Annotated in this window: 17 protein-coding genes; 9 read left to right on the forward strand and 8 right to left on the reverse strand. The window is 61.6% G+C overall.

The features are described 5' to 3' along the window. Positions 1-77: 77 nt before the first annotated feature. Positions 78-1,115: an Ldh family oxidoreductase gene (locus RHSP_RS05430; RefSeq protein ID WP_004110207.1), complete on the reverse strand. Its 1,038-nt coding sequence runs from the start codon at positions 1,113-1,115 to the stop codon at positions 78-80. Between the two features lie 134 nt (positions 1,116-1,249). Between RHSP_RS05430 and RHSP_RS05435 the strand changes: the two genes are divergently transcribed. The 7 genes from RHSP_RS05435 (at position 1,250) to lhpI (ending at position 8,930) form a co-directional block, all read left to right on the forward strand. Next, the gene (locus tag RHSP_RS05435) at positions 1,250-2,767 is read left to right on the forward strand and encodes an aldehyde dehydrogenase (NADP(+)) (RefSeq protein WP_004110209.1); all 1,518 of its coding nucleotides are present in this window, start codon (positions 1,250-1,252) and stop codon (positions 2,765-2,767) included. Between the two features lie 238 nt (positions 2,768-3,005). Continuing rightward, the gene (locus RHSP_RS05440; RefSeq protein ID WP_037149828.1) at positions 3,006-3,812 is read left to right on the forward strand and encodes an ABC transporter substrate-binding protein; all 807 of its coding nucleotides are present in this window, start codon (positions 3,006-3,008) and stop codon (positions 3,810-3,812) included. Positions 3,813-3,881: 69 nt separating this feature from the next. Continuing rightward, entirely contained in the window at positions 3,882-4,547 is a 666-nt protein-coding gene (locus RHSP_RS05445; RefSeq protein ID WP_037149830.1) for an amino acid ABC transporter permease, read from the forward strand. A 12-nt stretch (positions 4,548-4,559) separates the two neighbouring features. Next, entirely contained in the window at positions 4,560-5,213 is a 654-nt protein-coding gene (locus tag RHSP_RS05450) for an amino acid ABC transporter permease (RefSeq protein ID WP_004110212.1), read from the forward strand. Next, on the forward strand, positions 5,206-5,928 hold the full coding sequence (locus RHSP_RS05455) for an amino acid ABC transporter ATP-binding protein (protein WP_004110213.1): 723 nt from the start codon (positions 5,206-5,208) through the stop codon (positions 5,926-5,928). The genes RHSP_RS05450 and RHSP_RS05455 overlap by 8 nt, the downstream gene beginning before the upstream one ends. After that, a complete protein-coding gene (locus tag RHSP_RS05460; RefSeq protein WP_037149833.1) occupies positions 5,928-7,169 on the forward strand; it encodes an NAD(P)/FAD-dependent oxidoreductase in 1,242 nt (413 codons plus the stop codon). The genes RHSP_RS05455 and RHSP_RS05460 overlap by 1 nt, the downstream gene beginning before the upstream one ends. A 72-nt stretch (positions 7,170-7,241) precedes the next feature. Then, a complete protein-coding gene (lhpI, locus tag RHSP_RS05465; RefSeq protein WP_004110215.1) occupies positions 7,242-8,930 on the forward strand; it encodes a cis-3-hydroxy-L-proline dehydratase in 1,689 nt (562 codons plus the stop codon). A 64-nt stretch (positions 8,931-8,994) separates the two neighbouring features. Here the strand turns inward: lhpI and RHSP_RS05470 are convergent, their stop codons facing one another. The 7 genes from RHSP_RS05470 to RHSP_RS05500 form a co-directional block, all read right to left on the reverse strand. Then, positions 8,995-10,791 (reverse strand): aminopeptidase P family protein, encoded by a 1,797-nt coding sequence (locus RHSP_RS05470; protein ID WP_037149873.1) that lies wholly within the window; start codon positions 10,789-10,791, stop codon positions 8,995-8,997. Between the two features lie 14 nt (positions 10,792-10,805). After that, entirely contained in the window at positions 10,806-12,107 is a 1,302-nt protein-coding gene (locus RHSP_RS05475; protein ID WP_004110217.1) for an alpha/beta fold hydrolase, read from the reverse strand. 12 nt (positions 12,108-12,119) lie between these two features. Then, entirely contained in the window at positions 12,120-13,073 is a 954-nt protein-coding gene (locus RHSP_RS05480; RefSeq protein ID WP_004110218.1) for an ABC transporter permease, read from the reverse strand. Continuing rightward, the gene (locus RHSP_RS05485) at positions 13,070-14,038 is read right to left on the reverse strand and encodes an ABC transporter permease (protein ID WP_004110219.1); all 969 of its coding nucleotides are present in this window, start codon (positions 14,036-14,038) and stop codon (positions 13,070-13,072) included. The genes RHSP_RS05480 and RHSP_RS05485 overlap by 4 nt, the downstream gene beginning before the upstream one ends. Beyond that, the gene (locus tag RHSP_RS05490) at positions 14,035-15,885 is read right to left on the reverse strand and encodes an ABC transporter ATP-binding protein (RefSeq protein ID WP_157385294.1); all 1,851 of its coding nucleotides are present in this window, start codon (positions 15,883-15,885) and stop codon (positions 14,035-14,037) included. The genes RHSP_RS05485 and RHSP_RS05490 overlap by 4 nt, the downstream gene beginning before the upstream one ends. A gap of 188 nt (positions 15,886-16,073) precedes the next feature. Further along, entirely contained in the window at positions 16,074-17,813 is a 1,740-nt protein-coding gene (locus RHSP_RS05495; RefSeq protein ID WP_004110221.1) for an ABC transporter substrate-binding protein, read from the reverse strand. Positions 17,814-17,902: 89 nt separating this feature from the next. Further along, positions 17,903-18,931: a trans-3-hydroxy-L-proline dehydratase gene (locus RHSP_RS05500; RefSeq protein WP_004110222.1), complete on the reverse strand. Its 1,029-nt coding sequence runs from the start codon at positions 18,929-18,931 to the stop codon at positions 17,903-17,905. Between the two features lie 302 nt (positions 18,932-19,233). On the opposite strand from RHSP_RS05500, the gene RHSP_RS05505 reads away from it, so the two are divergent. Both RHSP_RS05505 and RHSP_RS05510 read left to right on the forward strand, forming a co-directional pair. Beyond that, complete coding sequence (locus tag RHSP_RS05505; RefSeq protein WP_004110224.1) at positions 19,234-19,908, forward strand: GntR family transcriptional regulator; 675 nt, start codon at positions 19,234-19,236, stop codon at positions 19,906-19,908. A gap of 415 nt (positions 19,909-20,323) precedes the next feature. Beyond that, positions 20,324-20,836, forward strand: coding sequence for an NUDIX hydrolase (locus RHSP_RS05510; protein WP_004110225.1), 513 nt, complete (start codon positions 20,324-20,326; stop codon positions 20,834-20,836). The last annotated feature ends 93 nt before the right edge of the window (positions 20,837-20,929 follow it).

Here is a 20,929-nt window from a genome sequence, read left to right on the forward strand (position 1 = left end):
CGATGCAATTGCAAAAGGCCCCTTCCGGGGCCTTTTGCATGTCTGTGCCGGTTTTGCTCCGCGCGTCTGCGTGTTGCTCAGGCCACGGCGTCGAGGCCGTGTTCCAGCAGGTGGTCTAGCTGGCGGATTTCGTCTGCGGTGAGCGTGATACCATCCTTCTCTGCGCGAGCGCGGGCAGCGAAGCGGCGCTGCGAGGGAAGGCGGGCACCCTGGCCGGCGATCGCCTCGAACAGCGCTTCGGCGCGCGCAAGCGGATTGCCGGGCCGTCCGGCGGAGAAGGCTTCCGGCGAAAAGGCGACGATGAGTTCGCCGTGGCGCGGGGCAAACGCGGTAGACCCGAGATAATCAAGCGCCTCGCGGCTGGTGAAGTCGCCGATCATGACGCCGGCCAGAAGCTCGATCATCGTGCCGATGGCCGAGCCCTTGTGGCCGCCGAAAGGCAGCATCGCGCCGGCAAGCGCGGCTTCCGGATCTGTCGTCGGCTGGCCGTTGGCGTCTATAGCCCAGCCTTCCGGCAGAGATTTGCCGGCTCGGCGATGCAGTTCGATTTCGCCGCGCGCAGCAACCGAGGTCGCGAAATCGAAGACATAGGGCGGGCTCTCGAGGCGAGGCCAGCCAAAGGCGAAGGGGTTGGTGCCAAGGAGCGGCGCAGTGCCGCCGGCGGGCGCGACCGTGGAATAGCTCGGGCACATGGCGAAGGCGGCAAGGCCGCGATCCGTCAGGGCCTCGACTTCCGGCCAGAGGGCGGCGAAATGCGTGCAGTCGTTGATGGCGAGCGCGGCAATGCCGAAGCGGCGAGCCCGCTCGGCAAGAACGGGCACGCCGAGTTCGAAGGCGGCGTTCGAAAAGCCGCTCTTGGCATCCACCTTGACGATGGCGGAGGCATCGTTTTGCTCCAGCACCGGCACCGCATCCGGGAGCGCCTTTCCGGCCTTGACGGCGCGCAATACCCCCTCGATGCGATAGATGCCGTGCGACTTGCAAGCGTCGCGTTCGCCGGCGACGATGACGCGCGCGATCGCCGCTGCCTGCATCGCATTGAGGCCTGCCTTCGAGAGGATCGCCAAGACGCGGCTGTGAAGTGCGTCCGTTGTCAGGGTGGTGACGTCGCTCATCTGATTCTCCTATGTTTCCGTGGTTCACTATAGAGGTTGAATTTTTAAATACATAAAGTATACAAAAAATCGACATGCAAACAGAAAAAGCCGCGTAGCGTTTGTGACGCTTCTGCGAAGGAAAGGGAAGAGCGATGGATTTCACCCCTCACGGAAAGCATCTGATTGCCGGCGAATGGCTCGAAGGCACAGGGCATTTTCCCTCTGCTCCGGCGCATGGCCAAGCGCATGATTTCTCCATCGGCACGGTTGAGCTGGTCGCCCGCGCATGCGAGGCAGCGGAAGATGCCTTCTGGAGCTACGGTTATTCCGCACGCAGCACGCGCGCCGCTCTCCTGCGGGCGATTGCCGAGGAGATCGAGGCGCGCGCTGCTGCCATCACCATGATCGGCAGCCAGGAAACCGGCCTGCCCGAGGCGCGGCTCGAAGGCGAGCGCGGACGGACGGTCGGCCAGCTTCGCCTGTTTGCCGATCATATCGAAAAGGGTGATTATCTCGATCGGCGCCTCGATGCGGCCTTGCCGGATCGCAAGCCGGCGCCGCGCCCGGAAATCCGCCTGCTTCAGCGCCCCATCGGTCCGGTCGCGGTCTTCGGTGCGTCCAATTTCCCGCTCGCCTTCTCGACGGCAGGCGGCGATACGGCTGCAGCACTTGCGGCCGGTTGCCCGGTCGTGGTCAAGGGTCACTCGGCCCATCCCGGCACCGGCGAGATCGTTGCCGAGGCCATCAATGCCGCCATCCGCAAGACCGGCATGCACCCTGGCGTCTTCTCGCTGATCCAGGGTGGTAGCCGGGAAGTCGGCTACGCGCTCGTCCGGCATCCGATGATCAAGGCCGTTGGATTTACCGGCTCGCTGGCCGGCGGCCGCGCGCTGTTCGATCTGTGCGCCGCGCGCCCGGAGCCAATTCCCTTCTTCGGCGAACTCGGTTCGGTGAACCCGATGTTCGCCCTTCCGCATGCCATGCAGGCGCGCGCCGAAGCCATGGGGCAGGGCTGGGCGGCGTCGCTTGCGATGGGTGCCGGCCAGTTCTGCACCAATCCCGGCATTGCGGTGGTGCTGGATGGCTCCGATGCCGATCGCTTCGTGAAGGCAACGGTCGAGGCGCTTGCGAACGTCGCGCCGCAAACCATGCTGACCGACGGCATCGCCAAGGCCTATCGCGATGGCCAGCAGCGTTTCGCTTCCCGGCAAGGGGTCGAGCCTCTTCTGGTTACCGAACAATCCGGGCGCAGCGCGGCTCCTAACCTATTCGAAACGACGGGTGCAGCCTTCCTGGCAGATCATTTGCTGGGTGAGGAAGTGTTCGGTCCACTCGGGCTCGTGATCCGCGTCGGTTCGCTCGACGAAATGGAAAGCCTCGCCCGCAGCTTCGCGGGGCAGCTGACCGCGACCCTGCATATGGACGCCGACGATACTGCGGCAGCTCGCCGCCTTCTGCCTGTGCTGGAGCGCAAGGCCGGGCGTGTCTTGGTCAATGGCTTCCCGACGGGTGTCGAGGTCGTGGATTCGATGGTTCACGGCGGTCCTTATCCGGCCTCGACCAATTTCGGCGCGACCAGCGTCGGGACAATGTCGATCCGGCGGTTCCTGCGTCCGGTATCCTATCAAAACCTGCCGGTGGACCTGCTCCCCGAGGATCTCGCGGATTGATCCGCGTCTGGAGACGGTGTCGATATCGCGCCCGAAAGTCGCCAGCCGTGGGTTGGCGACCCGGCGGCAGCTGTGCTTCCACATGGGTTGATAGCTGCAAGCGGTTGTCCGGCAATTGCTTTTTTTGCCCAGAAATTCTTTTTGTATACTATTTGTATTTTTAATTTGATTTACGATCGCGAAATGCGCTAGATGATGGTGGCCGCAAATGGCCGACCAACTGGGAGAGCAGAATCTAATGAAAAAAATGGTCATCGCATTTGGCCTTCTGGCCGCCGCTTCCGCCATCTCGCCGGCCAAGGCCGACAAGCTGGACGACATCATTTCCTCGGGAACGCTGCGCTGTGCCGTCGTGCTCGACTTCCCGCCCATGGGCTCGCGCGACGCAAACAATAATCCGATCGGCTTCGACGTCGACTATTGCAACGATCTCGCCAAAGTGCTCGGCGTCACCGCCGAGATTGTCGAAACGCCGTTCCCCGAGCGCATTCCGGCGCTGATGTCCGGCCGCGTCGATGTCGGCGTTGCTTCGACCTCGGATACGCTGGAGCGCGCAAAGACCGTAGGCATGAGCGTCCCCTATTTCGCCTTCGAAATGGCCGTCACGTCCAACGACAAGTCGGGCATCAAGTCCTTCGAAGGCATGAAGGGCAAGACCGTCGGCGCGACGGCCGGCACCTTCGAAGCGATCGCGCTCGAAAAGCAGGTCAAGGCTTGGGGTAGCGGCGAGTTTCGCCCCTATCAGACGCAGGCCGACGTCTTCCTGGCGCTGAGCCAGGGCCAGATCGACGCGACCGTTTCCACCTCGACTGTTGCCCAGGCAACCGTGAAGTCCGGCAAGTTCGCCGGCATCTCGGTGGTTGGCAAGGCGCCGTTCCAGACGGACTACGTCTCTCTCTTCACCAACCGTGAAGAATACGGCCTCATCAACTATCTCAACCTGTTCATCAACCAGCAGGTCCGCACGGGCCGCTACGCCGAACTCTACGAGAAGTGGGTCGGCGGCGCACTGCCGTCCCTGACGGTGGGCAGCGTCTATCGCTAATCGGATCGCTTTTAACGACGGCGTGGCCATGATGGCCGCGCCGTTTGACCTTCCGAAAGGTGGACGTTCATGTTCAGCTACACCTTCCACTGGAATCAGGCCTTCAAGGTATTGCCGCAGCTGCTCGACGGCGCGGTGGTCACCCTGCAGATCGCGATCCTGTCGATGGCGATCGGCCTCGTTTGCGCCATAGCGCTTACGCTCTTTAGGCTCTCCGGCAGCCGCTTGCTGACGGGCATCGCTTCGACCTGGGTCGAGGTTGCCCGCAATACGCCGGCGCTCTTCCAGATCTACATGGCCCATTTCGGGTTCGGCAATTTCGGCATCCACCTCAATCCGTTTACGGCGCTGCTGGTCGGCATTGCCTTCAACAATGCCGGATATCTTGCCGAGAATTTCCGCGGCGCGCTCAAGGCAATTCCCGACACGCAGACCCGCGCCGGCCGTTCGCTTGGCATGACGTCGCTGCAAGCCTTCCGGCTGATCGTCATGCCGCAGATGCTGCGCATCGCCTTCCTGCCCGTCACCAATCAGATGGTCTGGGCGATCCTGATGACGTCGCTCGGTGTCACCGTCGGCATGAATACGGATCTTGCAGGTGTCACGCAGGAATTGAATGCGCGCTCCTTCCGTACCTTCGAATTCTTCGCGCTGGCCGCCGTGATCTACTATCTGATCGCCAAGCTCGTCACGCTCCTAGCCCGGCTCGCCGCCTGGCGCATGTTCCGCTACTGAGAGGGGTGAGAGATGTTCGATACTGCCCTCACCTGGAGTGACCTCCTCTTTCTGGCCAAAGGCGCCTGGATGACGCTCGTGGTTACCGGTGTGTCCGTTGTCGCAGGCACGATACTCGGCATCGTCTTCGGGGTAATCCGTGTCCAGGCCGGTCCCATCCTGTCGGCGCCGTTGACCTTCGTGCTTGACGTGTTTCGCTCCGTACCGCTGCTCATCCAGCTGGTTCTCGGCAATGCACTGCAGGCGATCCTGAAGCTCGGTTGGGCGCCGTTCACCACGTCCTGTGTGGTGCTGTCGCTCTATACGGCTGCCTATTGCACCGAAATCGTGCGTGGCGGCATTGCCGCCGTCCCGCCCAATACCCGCCGCGCCGCACGTTCGCTTGGCATGAGCTGGCGGCAGGACATGTGCTACATCGTGGCGCCGCTTGCCACGCGCGTCGCACTTCCTTCGTGGATCGGTCTTTCGCTTGGCGTCATGAAGGATTCCGCACTGGTCCTGTGGCTGGGACTGATCGAGCTGCTGCGCGCCTCGCAGGTTCTCGTGACCCGCCTGCACGAGCCGCTGCTGATCCTGACGATCTGCGGCGTGATCTACTTCATCATCAGCTTCCCGGTCGCCCGCCTCGGCGGTTATCTCGAAAAACGGTGGTCCCCCAATGATTGAGATCGAAAATGTCCGCAAGTCCTTCGGTCAGCTCGAAGTGCTGAAGGGGATCAACCTCACCGTCAACAAGGGCGAGGTGGTCACCATCATCGGCGGGTCCGGCTCGGGCAAGTCGACCCTCCTGACCTGCATCAACGGCCTGGAGCCGATCGATACCGGCCGGATCCTCATCGACGGCACGGAAGTGCACGCAAAATCGACCGACCTTAACAAGCTGCGCCGCAAAGTTGGCATCGTCTTCCAGCAATGGAACGCGTTCCCGCATCTCACCGTGCTGGAAAACGTCATGCTGGCGCCGCGCAAAGTGCTCGGCATCAGCCGGCAGCAGGCGGAGGAAATGGCCGTCAAGCAGCTTACCCATGTCGGCCTTGCCGAAAAGCTCTCGGTCTATCCGACGCGCATGTCGGGCGGCCAGCAGCAGCGTATGGCGATTGCAAGAGCGCTTGCCATGTCGCCGGAATATATGCTGTTTGACGAAGTGACGTCCGCACTCGACCCCATGCTGGTCGGAGAGGTGCTGGATACGCTGAAGATGCTGGCGGAGGAGGGGATGACCATGATCTGCGTGACGCATGAAATGGCGTTTGCCCGCGATGTCTCGGATCGTGTTGCCTACTTCCATCAGGGCGTGATGGCCGAAATCGGCAAGCCGGAGCAGATTTTCGGCGCGCCGCAGCATCCGGAAACGCAGAAGTTTCTTGCGAGCGTGCGTTGATGGCGCGACCGGACGTTATCGTCATCGGGGCCGGCGTCGTCGGCCTCTCCGCCGCGATTGCGGCCCAGTCGCGCGGCTTGAATGTTCTGGTCGTCGACCGTGAGGGACCGGCCGCCGGTGCTTCAGCCGGCAATGCCGGCGCCTTCGCCTTCACGGATATCCTGCCGCTCGCATCTCCGGGCATCCTGAAGAAGGCGCCGAAATGGCTGCTCGATCCGCTCGGGCCGCTTTCCGTGCCGCCAGCCTACGCGTTTCAGATCGCGCCCTGGATGTTTCGCTTCTGGCGGGCCTGCCAGCCCTCGCGCGTTGCCCACTCCACGGCGGCGCAGACAAGCCTGATGGACCTTTCCAGGGCGGAGCTTGAGCCCTTCCTCGCGGCGACCGATACGCTCTCCATGCTGCGCAAGGAGGGCAATTTCCAGGTCTATGAGAGCGAGGCGGAATTCCGCGCTTCGCTGCCCGGCTGGGAGGTTCGCCGCAATCACGGGATCGAATTCCGGCATGTGAAGGCCGACGAGATGGCGGCGATCCAGCCGGGATTGGCATCGCGCTTCGTGCTCGGCACGTTTACGCCCGGATGGTATTCCATTGCCGATCCCAAGCTTTACACGCTGGCGCTGGCCGAGCATTTCCGCAGCCGGGGCGGTGTCATCGAGAGGGCGGAGATTGCGTCGCTTCGTGCGCTTCCGGGCGGTGTCGAAGCCGTCGCAACGGATGGAAAATTGCGCCAGGCCGGCAAGGTCGTTCTGGCCGCCGGCGCTTTCTCGCATCGGATCGCCAAATCGCTTGGTGAGCGCATACCGCTCGAAACCGAGCGCGGCTACAACACGACGCTTCCGTCTGATGCCTTCGATCTGCGTACGCAGATAACCTTCGGCGGCCACGGCTTCGTCGTCAGCAAGCTCTCGACGGGCATTCGCGTCGGTGGTGCCGTGGAGTTGGGCGGACTGGCGCTGCCGCCGAACTTCAAACGCTCGGAAGCCATGCTGCAGAAGGCCCGAACCTTCCTGACCGGCCTCAACCCGGAGGGGGGAAAGCAATGGATGGGCTTCCGGCCGTCGCTGCCCGACAGCTTGCCTGCGATCGGCCGCGCCAGGGCGACACCGGATGTGATCTATGCCTTCGGCCATGGCCATCTCGGCTTGACCCAGTCCGCAGGTACGGCACGTCTCGTTGCCGATCTGCTCATAGGGCAGGCACCGGCAATCGATCTCACGCCATTCTCGCCGCAACGCTTCTGATGGAAATCGCAAGGTCACGCTCGCCGTTTCCGTCACGCCGATCGAGACCTTCCTGCATATGGACCAGATGACATGAACCACACGGCACCTGCTCGCAGCATCATGGGAGGCACGGCAGAGGGCCGTGTCGTCGCCACTCAGGAGGCGTTAAGCTTCTGGGGCGGTGTCGATCCCGCCACCGGCAAGGTGATCGATATCCATCATCCCCTGCATGGTGAATGCCTGACCGGCGCGGTGCTGATGATGCCGTCGAGCCGGGGCTCCTGCACCGGGTCCGGCGTGCTGCTCGATCTGGCACTGACGGGACGCGCGCCGGCTGCTCTCGTCTTTTGCGAGGCCGAGGATGTGTTGACGCTCGGCGCGCTTGTCGCCGCAGAGATGTTCGGCCGGCAGCTGCCGGTCGTGCGCCTGCGTCCCGATGTCTTTGCCAGCCTGTCGCAGGTAAACACCATTCGGATCGAAGCGGAAGCCATCGTCGCGGATGACCGGACGATTGCCCTTCTCCCGCCGGCTACCTCAGCCCTTTCGCTGACGGACGCGGACAGGTCCATGCTGGAGGGCGGCGAGGGCGTTGCGGTTGCCCAGGCCATGCGGATATTGACCGCCATGGCAGCACAACAGGGCGCCACCTCTCTGATCGATGTGACGCAGGGCCATATCGACGGATGCATCTATGCAAGCCCGGCCAATCTGACCTTTGCGGAAAAGATGGCGGAACTCGGGGGACGCGTGCGCGTGCCCACGACCATGAACGCCATTTCCGTCGATCGCGCCAACTGGCGCTCGCAGGGCGTGCCGGAGGATTTCGGCGACCCGGCCGCGCGGCTGGCGGACGCCTATGTGCGCATGGGCTGCCGCCCGACATTTACCTGTTCGCCCTATCTGCTCGATAGCGCGCCGGGCGCCGGCGAGGCCATCGGCTGGGCCGAATCCAACGCGGTGATTTTTGCGAACAGCGTGCTTGGTGCACGCACGGCCAAGCATCCAGATTTCCTCGATCTCTGCATTGCCTTGACGGGCCGTGCACCACTTTCCGGCGTGTACCTGGATGAAAACCGGAAGGCGACCCGTATTCTGGACGTCGAACTGCCCGAAGGTCGCGACGATGCCTTCTGGCCGCTCATCGGCTATCTCGCAGGAAAGGCTTCGCCGGATCGCATTCCGCTGCTGCGCGGTCTTGCTGCGGGAAGCCCATCCCGCGACGATCTGAAGGCGCTTTGCGCCGCTTTCGGCACGACCTCGGCCGCTCCCATGCTCCATGTCGAGGGCGCAACGCCTGAAGCCGGAGGAGCTCAGCATCCGAATGCGGACCATCGCGCCATCACGCGCGCAGACATGGCCGCTGCTTGGAAGATGCTGAATGCAGGACCGGAAGAGGTGGAGCTGGTCGCCATCGGCAGCCCGCACGCCTCGCTTGACGAATGTCGTGCCCTTGCCGACGCATTTTCGGGTGGGCATCGTCTGCCGGGAGTGATGGTCATCGTCACGGCTGGGCGCGATGTCATCGCCGCTGCCGAGAGCGACGGCACGCTTGGGCGGTTGCGCGACAGCGGCGTGCAGGTTCTGCCCGATCTTTGCTGGTGCTCGATCTCCGAGCCCGTCTTTCCGCCCGGAACGCGTGCAGTCATGACGAATTCGGGCAAATATGCCCATTACGGACCGGGTCTCAGCGGCCGCGTCGTACGCTTCGGCAGCCTTGCCAACTGTGTGGAGGCAGCGGTGACTGGACGCGTTCCGGCCGGCTTGCCGAACTGGATCTGACGGGAAAAGCAGGTGAGTCCGGTCCGACGCGAATGAACTCCGCGTCGGACGGCAGTTGTGCGTTTCAGCGCTCTGCGATCGGCCGTGTGTGCCAGAGCAGATAGGACCGGGTCCCCTCTTCGACCCTGTCCAAAAGCTCCGTGCGGACTTGCGCGTGGTAATCGTCAAGAAACGCGATTTCCGCCACCGTCAGGCTGTCGAGCCCGGCCATGCGGAGATCGATAGGTGCCAGCGTCAGGCTATCGAAGCGGCAGAAGCCCGGTCTATCGGCGACGACCTCTACCTGGTTCTCGATCCGGATGCCGAAGACGTCCGCTTTGTAATAGCCGGGCTCGACGGTCATGATCGTGCCGGGTTCGAGATTGTGAAGATTGGGCTTTTTCGCAAAACGATGCGGATATTCATGGATCAGCAGATTATGGCCGACGCCATGTCCCGTTCCGTGGTCGTAGTCGAGCCCCATGTCCCATAGCGGACGACGCGCCAGCGCATCGAGCTGATGCCCCTGCGTGCCAAGCGGGAAGCGCGCGGTTAGCAGCGAGATGAAACCCTTCAGGACCGCGGTGTATGTTTCCCGCATTTCATCGGTTGCCTTGCCGAACAGAACGGTGCGCGTCACATCGGTCGTTCCATTGGCATATTGGCCGCCGGAATCGATCAGGTAGAAACTATTCTCTTCAATGGCAGCGTTCGTGTCGGGTTGGGCGTGATAATGGCACATGGCCGCATTGCCGCCGGCGGCCGAAATCGTGCGGAAGCTCGGTTCGAAATAGCCGGCATGTCTGGCGCGAAAGGCGATCAGCTGTTCCTCTGCGTCCAGTTCCGTCAAAGGCAGGTCTGCGGTTTGCCGGCGAGGCCATTCGCTGTCGAGCCAGGCCAGGAAATTGGTAAGTGCAATCCCGTCTTCGATATGGCAAGCGCGAAAGCCTTCCAGCTCCGTAGCATTCTTGGTGGCCTTGGCGCTTGCAAGAAGGCTCGTCTGCTCGATGGTCTGGCCGCCGGCCGTCTTGATACGGGCACGGACCGCCTGCGGCGCAAAGTCGGGGTCGATCAGCGTCGTCTTGCCGGCTGACGTCTTTCCGACAGCCCCGAGAAAATCCTCCGGATCGGCGATCGTGACGTCGGACAATTCGAACGCAGCGCGATCGTTGCCGAGCTTGCGATGATCCACGAACCATTGCGCTTGATTGTCGGCATCGAGCAGCAGGAAGGAATGCGGCACAGGGTCCATGGCGACATCGGAGCCGCGCACGTTCAGGAGCCAGGCAATATTGTCGGGCGAGGTTTCTATGAGCTGGTCCGCGCCCAGCGCCTTCAGCTTGCTTGCGATCCGGTCGCGCTTGCTGGCCGATGTCTCGCCGGAAACCGCAGGCGGCATCGCCCGGATGAGGCCGACCGGGCGAGGCGGACGGCCAGTCCATATGTCGTCGAACGGATCGGCGTCGAGCGCGATCAGTTCGACGCCCGCCGCCTTGCATCCCGCCAGAAGCCTTTCATAGAGTGCGCCGCTGATCAGCAGGGTATGAATGCCGATCCGCCAGCCGGGCTTTCCATGGTGCTTCAGCCAGAGATCGAGCGGATCGTCATGGAGATGGTGTACGGCAAAGGCGGATAGATCCACCTCATTGCGCACCTGCACCTGATAGCGTCCGTCGACGAAAATCAGCGCCTCTCCTGGCTGCACGAGCGCCATGCCGGCGGAACCGGTGAAGCCGCTTATATATTCCAGGCAATTATCATGCTCTGCCGTGACTTCGCTTTGGTGGGCGTCGGTTCGCGGGACGATCAGGCCGTCCAGCTTCGCCCGCGCAAGCCAGGAGCGTACATTGGCAAGCTTGCCGGCATTTTCAGTTTTGCTCATCGTCATCCCCACGATCATTCCGCCGCAAGCGGCCCGCCTTTTTCAGCAACAAGCGCCGCCAGCCGTTCAAACACCGATGCCGACTGGCGAATGCCGTCATGCTCGAATTCATTGGTGATCCAGAAATCCAGATTGCCGACCGCGCGCGCGGTTTGCAGCGAAAGGCCGGCATCGACATACATGTCGTCATGGTAGATCGCGGCGGCGATCGGGATCTCGTTTACGGTAAGACGATCGCGATCATAGAGCGCGCTGTGATGCGGTCGCTTGGCCAGCGCTTCGGCAGCCGCCCTGAATGGCTTGAGGGAGGAAATCTCCTCGAACATCCACGGATAGATCATCTCGCCCGTAAACAATAAAGGCCGGGCAGCAGGATCGAATTCGGGGAAGCCGGCCCGCAGCCGTTCAGCCGCCCAGGCCGTCGCGCCGTTACCCTCGCCATAGATCGCCTCGTGGATAGCAGCAAACAGTGGACCGCTATGATAGGAGGTCAGATTCATCACCGAGGCCAGGAAGTGATCCGAAAGTCGGTCTCCTTTCCGATCCGAAAAAGCTTCGTCTATCAGCCAGTGAATATTCTCGAAGCCATGTGCCATGCCGAAATCGAGGCCGATACTCTGAAGGCGGCGTACGGTCAGCCGGTCGCCGTCGGGCAGGCGGATGTCGTTGCCAGCGATGAAATCTGCAATCTTGCCGACGAGCGCGACATCGCCCGGATAGCGCTTGTAGTAAGCGGTATTTTTGGCCCGCACGCGAGGATAGGTGTGGCGATAGACCTCGTCGGCGTCAGGCTGAAGGCTGGGGATGCCGCCAGCGATGTAGCAGGCGGCTAGGCCCTCGGGTGCCTGGCTGAGATAGGTGAGGGTAAGAAAGCCGCCGTAGCTCTGGCCAAGCGTCTGCCAGCGCCGTCCGCCAAGCACCGTTTTGCGGAAATGCTCCAGATCCCTAACGATGGAATCGGCGCGGAAGCAGGCAAGAAAGTTCGCGCCCGCTTCGCCGTCGAACTGGCCGATCGTTGCCGTGTCGACTGGAGTGGAACGCCCTGTGCCGCGCTGGTCCGGCAGGATGACACGATGCGTTTTCAGGGCCTCGGCCAGCCATGACGGCCCGCCGCGCGTTGGGCGGGGCGACTTACCGCCTGGGCCGCCTTGCAGGAAGCAGAGAACCGGCAGCGTTTCGGCCTTGCGGACCGGATCGACTACCTCGCGCGCGAAAAACTCCATGGTCTTGCCCGATGGATCGGACCAGTCGAGCGGCACGGTGAGGACGTGATCGCGGATATGCATTCCGGGGATGGTGTATTCGGAAACGATCATGATGATGTTCTTTCAGCGGACTCGGGGGTCGAGCAACACATAGAAGAGGTCGACAATGATATTCGATATGACGATGAACACTCCGCCCAGCAATACGACACCGATGATAATCGGGCGGTCCTGATTGGCGACCGCCTGAACCGCAAGTGCTCCCACCCCCTGCAACCCATATACCTGCTCGATGATGATCACGCCGCCGAGCAGCATGGCGATGTCGGCGCCGAGCTGGGTGACAAGCGGCGTCAGCACTGCACGCAGACCATGTTTCCAGACCACACGTCGTTCGCTGAGGCCCTTGGCCCGGGCGGTGCGGATATAGTCCTCACCCATCACATCCAGCATCTGGCCGCGCGTCAGTCGGGCATAGACGGCCGCCATGGTCAGGGCGAGCGTGGTCCATGGCAGGATGAGATGCCATGCCCAGAGCAGCGGCTGTGTGGTCAGCGCCTTATATCCGCCGGGAGGGAAGAGGGTGAAACCTGCCTGCTTGGGGACGAAATAGAGGAGGTAAAGCGACATCATGCCAAGGACGAAGGTCGGAAAGCTCAGGCCCACGAGGATGAAGGCCTGTCCGATCCGGTCGCGCAGGCCGCCTGCGTAACGCGCCGACATGATGCCCATCGGGATGCCGATTGAGAGCCAGAGCAGTGCGCCGCCCAGAACCAGAGACAGGGTGATTGGAATGCGCCGAACGATGATCGGCGCGACCGGCTGCTGGTTGCGGTAGGAAAAGCCGAGGTCACCTGACAGTGCCTTCTGCATGAAGGCGCCATATTGCACGATGATCGGCCGGTCGACGCCGAGATTTTTGCGGATCTGTTCGAGCTGGCTCTCGGTCGCCTTGTCGCCGGCGATCATGCGTGCGGGGTCGCCGGGCGCGACGAAGAACAGGAAGAACACGAAGGCGGAGAGCATCAGCAGGACGCCCGCGCCGAAGATCAGGCGCTGGGTAAGAAATCGGATCATCGCTTGGACGCTCCTTTGGATTGCAGTCTGAAACGGCGGACGGTGCGCGCACTTTTCGGATCGAGTGCATCGCGCAGACCGTCGCCGAGTATATTGAAGGCGAGCGTCGTCAGCAGCAGCGCCGTACCGGGCACGAAGACCAACCACCAGGCGACGAGGTAGAGCGAGTTTGACGACGCATCCGCCAGCATTCCACCCCAGCTCGGCGTTGGCGGTACGATCCCCATGCCGAGAAACGACAGGGTCGCCTCGAAGACGATCGAGCTCGGGATCTGCATGGTGGTGTAGACAATGATGGGAGCCGCGAGATTGGGCAGGATGTCGACGACCATGATCGAAAGAGGACCAGCGCCGAGCGAGCGGCTCGCCTGAACGAAATCCTGCTTGCGCAGCGAGATCACCTGACCGCGGATGACGCGCGCCATAGGGGCCCAGCTGAAAAAGACGATGACGCAGACGCTGAGTGTCAGGCTGGGACCGAAGGCCGATACGAGCGCAAGGGCACAGAGCAGGAAGGGAACGCTCATGACGAGGTCCATCAGCCGGCTGAGCACGATATCGGTCAGGCCGCCATGATAGCCGGCCGTCGTGCCGACGATCACGGCGATCGTCGACGCCAGCACCGAGGCAAATACTCCCACCAGCAGGGAAATACGGGCGCCATAGGCGAGCCGCACCAGCACATCGCGGCCCAGCTGGTCTGTGCCGAGCCAGAACTGTTCGCCCGGACCGACCGGAATGCCCGCCGGCGAAAGGCCGATATCGCGGAACTGCTCGATGGGCGAATGCCCGGTCAGCGTGGAGATCCACGGGGCGATGATCGCGAGCACGACGACGGCCAGAATGACGCAAAGGGCGATCATGCTTGCCTTGTCACGCTGCAGGCGGCGCAGCGTCAGCTCGAGCGAGCCGCGCTGTACCACGTCCGTCTGTGTCGAAGGATCTGATGTCGCGACGTCGTTCATGCTGTCACCTGTCTCGTCTCGATCAATGACCGCGCGACGCCGTCATCGTCGGCAACGGAGAGCGTTTTCGACGCGGATAGCAAAGTGCGGGTATAGGAGTGCTGCGGATTGGCAAAGATCTGCTCGGACGAGGCCAGCTCGACGATCTTGCCGCCTTGCATGACGGCGATCCGGTCGCAGATGTGGCGCACGACAGATAGATCGTGCGAGATGAACAGGTAGGTCAGACCCAGCTCCCGCTGCAATTCCTTGAGCAAGTTGAGGACCTGGGCCTGGATCGATACGTCGAGCGCCGAGACGGGTTCGTCGCAGATGATGAGTGCGGGATTGAGGGCCAAGGCCCGGGCGATACCGATCCTCTGGCGCTGGCCGCCGGAGAATTCGGCTGGAAAGCGATTGTAGTGTTCGGGGTTGAGGCCGACCATCTCCATCAGATGCCGCACCTTTTCGCGGCGTTCCTCTCCAGCTGCGACACCGTGCAGACGGAAGGGGTCGCCGATGATCGCGCCAACGCGGCGGCGCGGATTGAGGGAGCCGAAGGGGTCCTGGAAGACGAGCTGGATCTGCCGGCGCATTTCGCGCCATTCGCGGCCCTTGAGATGGCTCATATCATGGCCAAGCACATTGATCTTGCCCGACGTCGCCGGCGTCAGTCCGGCGACGATGCGCGCCAGCGTGGATTTCCCGCAGCCGCTCTCGCCGACGAGGCCCACCGTCTCTCCGCGCGCAATCGTCAGGTCGATGCCTTTGAGGACTTCGAGGGTGCGTTTTTGCCCGAAGAAGCTGCCGGCATGATAGGTGAGGCGGACGTCTTCAATCCTGGCGATCTGTTCGGAGGGCGTGGTCTTGACTTCGATCGTCTCGGCCGCCCCGGCAAGCGAAGGCGGCGCAGTCCTCGGTTCCAGCAGGCAGAGGGATTCGACACCATCGCTGTAGACGCGCAAGGGCGGGCGCTGCTTCGTGCAATCGGCAAGCTGCTCGCTGCAGCGTGGGGCGAAGATGCACCCGGCAGGCGTTGCAAGCAGGCTCGGTGGCCGTCCCTTGATTGGGACCAACTGCGCGCCCGGCGCATAGCTCGCCGGCGTCGATCGCAGCAGCCCCGCCGTATAGGGATGGGCCGGCGAGCGGAACACATTGCGGGCGGGACCATATTCAAGCCGATTGCCGGCATACATGACCATGACATCGTCGGCGACGCTCGACAGCAGGCCGAGGTCGTGCGTGATCAGGATGATGGTCGTGCCGAAATCGCGCCGCATGGTGTCGAGCAGATCGATGATCTGGGCTTGAACGGTGACGTCAAGTGCGGTCGTCGGCTCGTCGGCGATGATGAGCGCAGGATTAAGGATCAGCGCCATGGCGATCATGACGCGCTGGCGCATCCCGCCAGAAAACTGGTGCGGATAGCTGTCGAAACGCTCGGCGGGCGAGGGGATGCCGACCTTGCCGAGCATGTCGATCACACGAGCCCGGGCGGCTTCGCGATCGATCGTCTCATGCGCATGCAGGACCTCGGCGATCTGCGCGCCGATCGTGTAGAAGGGATGCAGGCTCGACAACGGGTCCTGAAACACCATGCCGATGCGTCCGCCGCGCAGGCGGCGCATGTCCGACTGCGGCAGGCTGAGAAGGTTGCGGCCCTCGAACCAGACCTCGCCACGGATGTCGGCATTGGGCAGCAGCCCCATGACGGCCTGTGTCAGCACGCTCTTTCCCGAGCCGGATTCGCCTGCAATGCCGAAAATCGAACCGGGCCTGATCGAAAAGGAGACGTTGCGCACGGCATGCACGACGCCATCCTCGGTCGGGATATCGACCGTCAGTCCCTTTGCCTCCAGAATGGTCAAGGGTAAACTCGCATTCCAGAGCGTGATGCCGAAAAGTGTAGGCGGTTTTCGGACGACATCATGCTCTACTTATTTGATTGTAGAGCGGATTCAGATTTTAGGTCGAACAGACCTGAAATCATCCGGCTCTAGCCGATGTTGCGTTCAGGCGCCGCAGCTTGGCTGCGGCGCCATGCAGGGGGGCCGGATCAGCGTTCGATCCAGAGGTTTGTCCAATCGCCTTCCACGCCCAAGGCATAGGGCTGGAAGTTCTTCACCGCTTCGCCGCGATAGCGAGGGGCCTTGTTGGCGATCAACGGAACCACCGGCACATCGGCCATGACCATCTCGTCGACTTCAGCCCACAGTTTTCCGGTTTCCGCCGGCGTGGTGGCGTTGGTTGCCTTCGCGGCAGTCTCGTTGGCCTTCGGATTGTTGTAGTCGGTGTAGTTGTAGGTCTGGTGCGTGCCCTCGAAGGTGAATTGCGGCTGGAAGACCGATCGCGCGGCGCCACCGACCCAGTCCGGCGTCCAGCCCACGGGCGCAATGTCCCAGGTGCCGTTTTTCGTATTCACCGGATTGGTCATGAATTTGGAGTAATAGTCGGCGGCTGTGACCGGCGCGAGTTCGAGCTTGATGCCGGCGCGCGCCATGCTGGCCTGAATGGTGGCGGCAGTTGCCACTTCCAGATCCTTGTTGCGGTAGGGCATCTTCAGCGTGATGCCGTTCGGGAAGCCGGCCTGGGCCAGCAAGGCCTTGGCCTTTTCCGGATCGCCCTTCGAGTCTGGCGAGGGATAAAGGTCGAACTTGTGATGTCCGAGCACGCCAAGTCCGAAAATGCCTGTCGCGGGCTCCGCCACCTTCGGGCCGCCCCATTGCTGTACGATCGCAGCCTTGTCGACAGCATATGACAGCGCCTGCCGGACGCGGATGTCCTTCAATGCGCCCTTATTGTTGCCGGAGACAGTGTTGATGAACAGGAAGTTGGTGTTGCCTGCCGACAGTGCGGTCAGCTTTTCATCGCCATTGGCGGCAAGGGTCGCCAGAATGGCCGTCGGCACATTGATGTCATAGGCAAGATCCGCGTCGCCCGACTGCAATTGCTGCATGATGGCATCGGCCTGCAGTCCCATGGTGATCTCGATATCGTCGACATAGGCCTTGCGCAGCGGATCGCTTTCCGCCTTCCAGGCGGGATTGCGCACCAGCTTCAGACTGGTATCAGGCGTATACTCGCCGATCGTATAGGGGCCGCTGCCGACGAAATGCGTACGGTATTCCGGGCTATCGGGAATATAGTCGAGCACCTCGATCGGCGCCGGTGCCGGCATGGGCAGCGAGAGCGTGTAGATGAAGTCGCCGGCGCGTTCCTTGAGCCGGAAAACGACGGTTTGGTCATCGGGCGTCTCGATGCCCTTTACGTCATTTCCTTCCATATACTTCTTCATATCGGCCACGGTCGGCTGGACCTTGGCGAAGCTGTCGCAGAATTCGCTCAGGCCCGAAATGAGCGCGGTGAAATAGGTCAGCGTCGAAGCCTGCATGTGTGGGTTGCAAAGCCGCTTGAAGCCGCGCTTCACGTCCGCCGACGTAATTTGCCGCGCGCCGGATGGCGTGTTCCACATGGCGCCCTGGCGCAGCTTGAACGTATAGGTCAGCCCGTTATCCGTCGGCTGGGGGACTTCGGTCGCCAGATCTCCGACCGGTTTGATGGCGACATCCGGGTCGGTTGAGGCCTGATAGCTGACCAGCTGCCGTGATATGGCGCGCAGCAGGTTGTTGGTATTCACCATGCCGGCCAGTGCAGGATCGATATGGTCCGGCTCGCCGGTGGCAAGAATTCGCAGCGTGCCGCCCTTGACGGGCTCGTCCGCCATGGCAAAGCCCGGCAATGAAAGTGCAATAAGTAAGGATGCGACCGAAACGGTCGATTTCAATAAGGAACGCATGTTTGTCCTCCCAATCTATTTGCGTGTATTTCAAATCGCGGGGGAGGCATTCCTCCAAATGCCTTCCCTGCGATGAGGCAGTTTTTACTTCAGAGATCCATCGGCCAGGTGTCCGACAGCCGATAGCCGGCCGGGAACGGATCTGCGGGATCCACCATCAGCTGGTGCGTCCCCACGATCCAGGCGCGCCCGGAAATGATCGGGCTGATGGCAGATTTGCCGTTGAGATCGACTGCGCTGTCGATGCTGCAGTGGAATTCCGTGTCGATGAGAGACGTGCCGACGAACTTGTCCCCGACCTTCATCTGACCTTTCGCATGCAGAACGGCCATGCGGGCTGAACATCCGGTGCCGGTCGGCGAGCGGTCGATCTTGCCTGGGCGGATGGCAACGGCGTTCTTCCCCCGGAGCACGCCGTCCTGCATCTGGACCGGATCGGTGATCTGGCAGAAGGAAATATGGTTCCAGTCGTTGACGGGGTGGCTGAAGCCCAGCTGTTCGTTGGCCGCTTGGGTGATCTTGACACCAAGGCGCGCTATGTCGCGCGCCTGATCCGGCTGCAGGCTGAGGCCGAGCGAGGCTGCGTCCACGAGCACGAAGCTGTCACCGCCATAAGCGGTATCCACGGTGATCGTGCCGATGCCTTCCACTTCCAGCTTGGCATCGAGCTTGTCGGCAAAGGACGGTACGTTGCGCACATGGATGCGCTCGGCCTTGCCGTTGCGGCATTCCGCTTCGACTTCGATCAGGCCGCCCGGCGCTTCCAGAACCATCCGCGTGATCGGCTCCTGCATCGGAATGATGCCGGTGTCGAGCAGAACGGTCGAAACGCAGATCGAATTCGATCCGGACATCGGAGGCGTATCCGCCGGCTCCATGATGATCCAGGCCATCTGCGCCTTGGGATTTTTCGGCGGAACCAGCAGGTTCACATGCCGGAAGACGCCGCCGCGCGGCTCGTTGAGAACGAAATTCCGCAAGGTTTCGTCTTGCGCAATCCAGCGCGACTGTTCCCACACGGTGGCGCCGGGAGGGGGAGCTACCCCGCCGACGATCACGTCGCCGACTTCTCCCTCGGCGTGACAGCTCACGACATGGACGACTTTCGATGTACGCATTTCCGCTTCAGTTCCTTCCGAATACTGAGGTGGAATAGCGGACATGCGGCACCCCAAGAGCCGACATGCTTATTCCTCCCTCGACGATCAAAATCGTATACGTTATCTTATTTTCGGATAACGTATACGATTTTGATCGAGCGTCAAGCCGCCTTTGAACGGGAAGAAGATGGTAGTGTTTCCGTTGGCTCTACACGCGGGATGCGCCCTTGCGTCGCAGAACGAGATCACGGTATTGAGGGAAGATTGCGAGCTCCATATCCCTTGCTCACCTTGCGACTTATCCTGGGAACGACGACTGAATGCCCCTCAACATTGATCAGATACCCAATCTGGGAAAGGCGCCGAGCACTTCTGATGTAATCCTGAAATTCATCCGAGATTCCATCGCGGACGGTTCCCTCGATGAAGGTGAACCTATTCGGCAGGATGACGTCGCACGTCTCTTCAACGTGAGTAAGATTCCGGTTCGCGAGGCGCTGAAGAGGCTCGAGGCCGAGGGGCTGGTCGAGTTCCATCGCAACAAGGGTGCGATCGTCACCACCGTTTCAGAGCCTGAAATCGTGCAGATCTTCGAGGTGCGGGCCATTCTGGAATCGAACGCGCTCAAGCTTTCCATTCCCTTCATGACGGAAAAGACCTTTGAAAAGGCGCAGGCCTATTGCGATGCCTTTGCGCAGGAAGCCGATGTTGCGCGCTGGTCTGAATTGAATTGGCAATTCCACAGCTGTCTTTATGAAGACGCGCAAAGGCCCTATCTCGTCAGCACGATCCGGTCCATCAACGACCGGCTGGAGCGTTATCTGCGGATTCAGCTTACTCTGTCGCGTGGCCTGGAAACCGCCGATCGCGAGCATCGCGAGCTGCTGGCGCTGTGCAAGGCAGGCGATGCGGAGAAGGCGGCTGACTTTCTGACGGCACATATGATGCGTGCCTGCCAGTCCCTGATGCATCATCTTCCCGGGCGGCGAACCTAGCGATTTTACGAATCATTTCAGACGCTTCCTTCGCTCGGTCCGTGTCAGGCGGAGTGCGTCTGAGCCGTGCCGTCTCTGCCTGCCCGCTGCGGCAGCATCAGAGGTGATAGCTCACTGCTCTTTGCGACAAGGTATTCATGCGGCTATATTATTGTTATTGCATGGTAAAAAATATTTCGTAACGTTTATATGACAATGCCTGCCGCAGGCGCTATGACATGGGGGAACTATAGTCGGCTAAAGAGATTTGGTTGATTGCGGCATGGCTGCCCGGTTCTGTTCGGGCAGCGCAGATACGGAGCGGTGCATGGCGGCTATTCGGGAATCCATTATTTTGGCAGAGTGTTCCGACTTGCTTCTTCGAGGTATGGATCGGGCCCGGTTCGGCTGGATTTGCAGCCGCGACGGCAGATAGATGCCAAGGAAAACCTATCTCAGACATCTGGCGGGCGAGGCCGATAAGCTCTTCTCCGGCCAGACAGTCGAGCAATATGCAGCGATTTGCTACCGACGGCGGGACGACGGCCAGGAGGTGGAGGTTCTGCTGATCACATCGCGCGAAAGCGGCCGGTGGGTCATCCCCAAGGGATGGCCCATGGAGAAGAAGTTGCCGCATCAGGTTGCTGAGCGCGAGGCCTGGGAGGAAGCGGGGGTCAAGGGAAAGGCCAGGAAGAGAAGCTTCGGCTATTACACCTATCTCAAATCCCTTGATACCGGCGAGACCGTACCGTCAGTGGTGCAGGTTCATCTTCTTGAAGTCGCTGCGACGAGCGCGGAGTTTCCAGAACACGGCCAGCGCCGGCTTCGATGGCTCTCCCCGAATGACGCGGCGAGCCTGGTGCGGGAACCGGAATTGAAAAGTCTTTTCCGCATGGTCGGGGTCGCATTGACAAAGGATAAAAAGGCAAAAGGTTCGGCAACGAAATAGGAGCCGATCGGCATCGAAGTCCACCGAAGTCCGGTGCGCACGCGGCGCGACGGAGCCAGTCGGATATATATATATATATATATATATATATGT

It is taken from the genome of Rhizobium freirei PRF 81 (genome assembly GCF_000359745.1).
In the GTDB taxonomy this organism is placed as follows: Bacteria; Pseudomonadota; Alphaproteobacteria; order Rhizobiales; family Rhizobiaceae; genus Rhizobium; species Rhizobium freirei.

Bases quoted from the DNA above. Each gene is read 5' to 3' on its own strand.
- lhpI (WP_004110215.1), top strand. From the start codon at position 7,242: ATGAACCACACGGCACCTGCTCGCAGCATCATGGGAGGCACGGCAGAG.
- RHSP_RS05510 (WP_004110225.1), top strand. From the start codon at position 20,324: ATGCCAAGGAAAACCTATCTCAGACATCTGGCGGGCGAGGCCGATAAG.
- RHSP_RS05485 (WP_004110219.1), bottom strand. From the start codon at position 14,038: ATGAACGACGTCGCGACATCAGATCCTTCGACACAGACGGACGTGGTA.
- RHSP_RS05450 (WP_004110212.1), top strand. From the start codon at position 4,560: ATGTTCGATACTGCCCTCACCTGGAGTGACCTCCTCTTTCTGGCCAAA.
- RHSP_RS05495 (WP_004110221.1), bottom strand. From the start codon at position 17,813: ATGCGTTCCTTATTGAAATCGACCGTTTCGGTCGCATCCTTACTTATT.
- RHSP_RS05475 (WP_004110217.1), bottom strand. From the start codon at position 12,107: ATGATCGTTTCCGAATACACCATCCCCGGAATGCATATCCGCGATCAC.
- RHSP_RS05480 (WP_004110218.1), bottom strand. From the start codon at position 13,073: ATGATCCGATTTCTTACCCAGCGCCTGATCTTCGGCGCGGGCGTCCTG.
- RHSP_RS05430 (WP_004110207.1), bottom strand. From the start codon at position 1,115: ATGAGCGACGTCACCACCCTGACAACGGACGCACTTCACAGCCGCGTC.
- RHSP_RS05455 (WP_004110213.1), top strand. From the start codon at position 5,206: ATGATTGAGATCGAAAATGTCCGCAAGTCCTTCGGTCAGCTCGAAGTG.
- RHSP_RS05470 (WP_037149873.1), bottom strand. From the start codon at position 10,791: ATGAGCAAAACTGAAAATGCCGGCAAGCTTGCCAATGTACGCTCCTGG.
- RHSP_RS05460 (WP_037149833.1), top strand. From the start codon at position 5,928: ATGGCGCGACCGGACGTTATCGTCATCGGGGCCGGCGTCGTCGGCCTC.
- RHSP_RS05505 (WP_004110224.1), top strand. From the start codon at position 19,234: ATGCCCCTCAACATTGATCAGATACCCAATCTGGGAAAGGCGCCGAGC.
- RHSP_RS05440 (WP_037149828.1), top strand. From the start codon at position 3,006: ATGAAAAAAATGGTCATCGCATTTGGCCTTCTGGCCGCCGCTTCCGCC.
- RHSP_RS05500 (WP_004110222.1), bottom strand. From the start codon at position 18,931: ATGCGTACATCGAAAGTCGTCCATGTCGTGAGCTGTCACGCCGAGGGA.
- RHSP_RS05445 (WP_037149830.1), top strand. From the start codon at position 3,882: ATGTTCAGCTACACCTTCCACTGGAATCAGGCCTTCAAGGTATTGCCG.
- RHSP_RS05435 (WP_004110209.1), top strand. From the start codon at position 1,250: ATGGATTTCACCCCTCACGGAAAGCATCTGATTGCCGGCGAATGGCTC.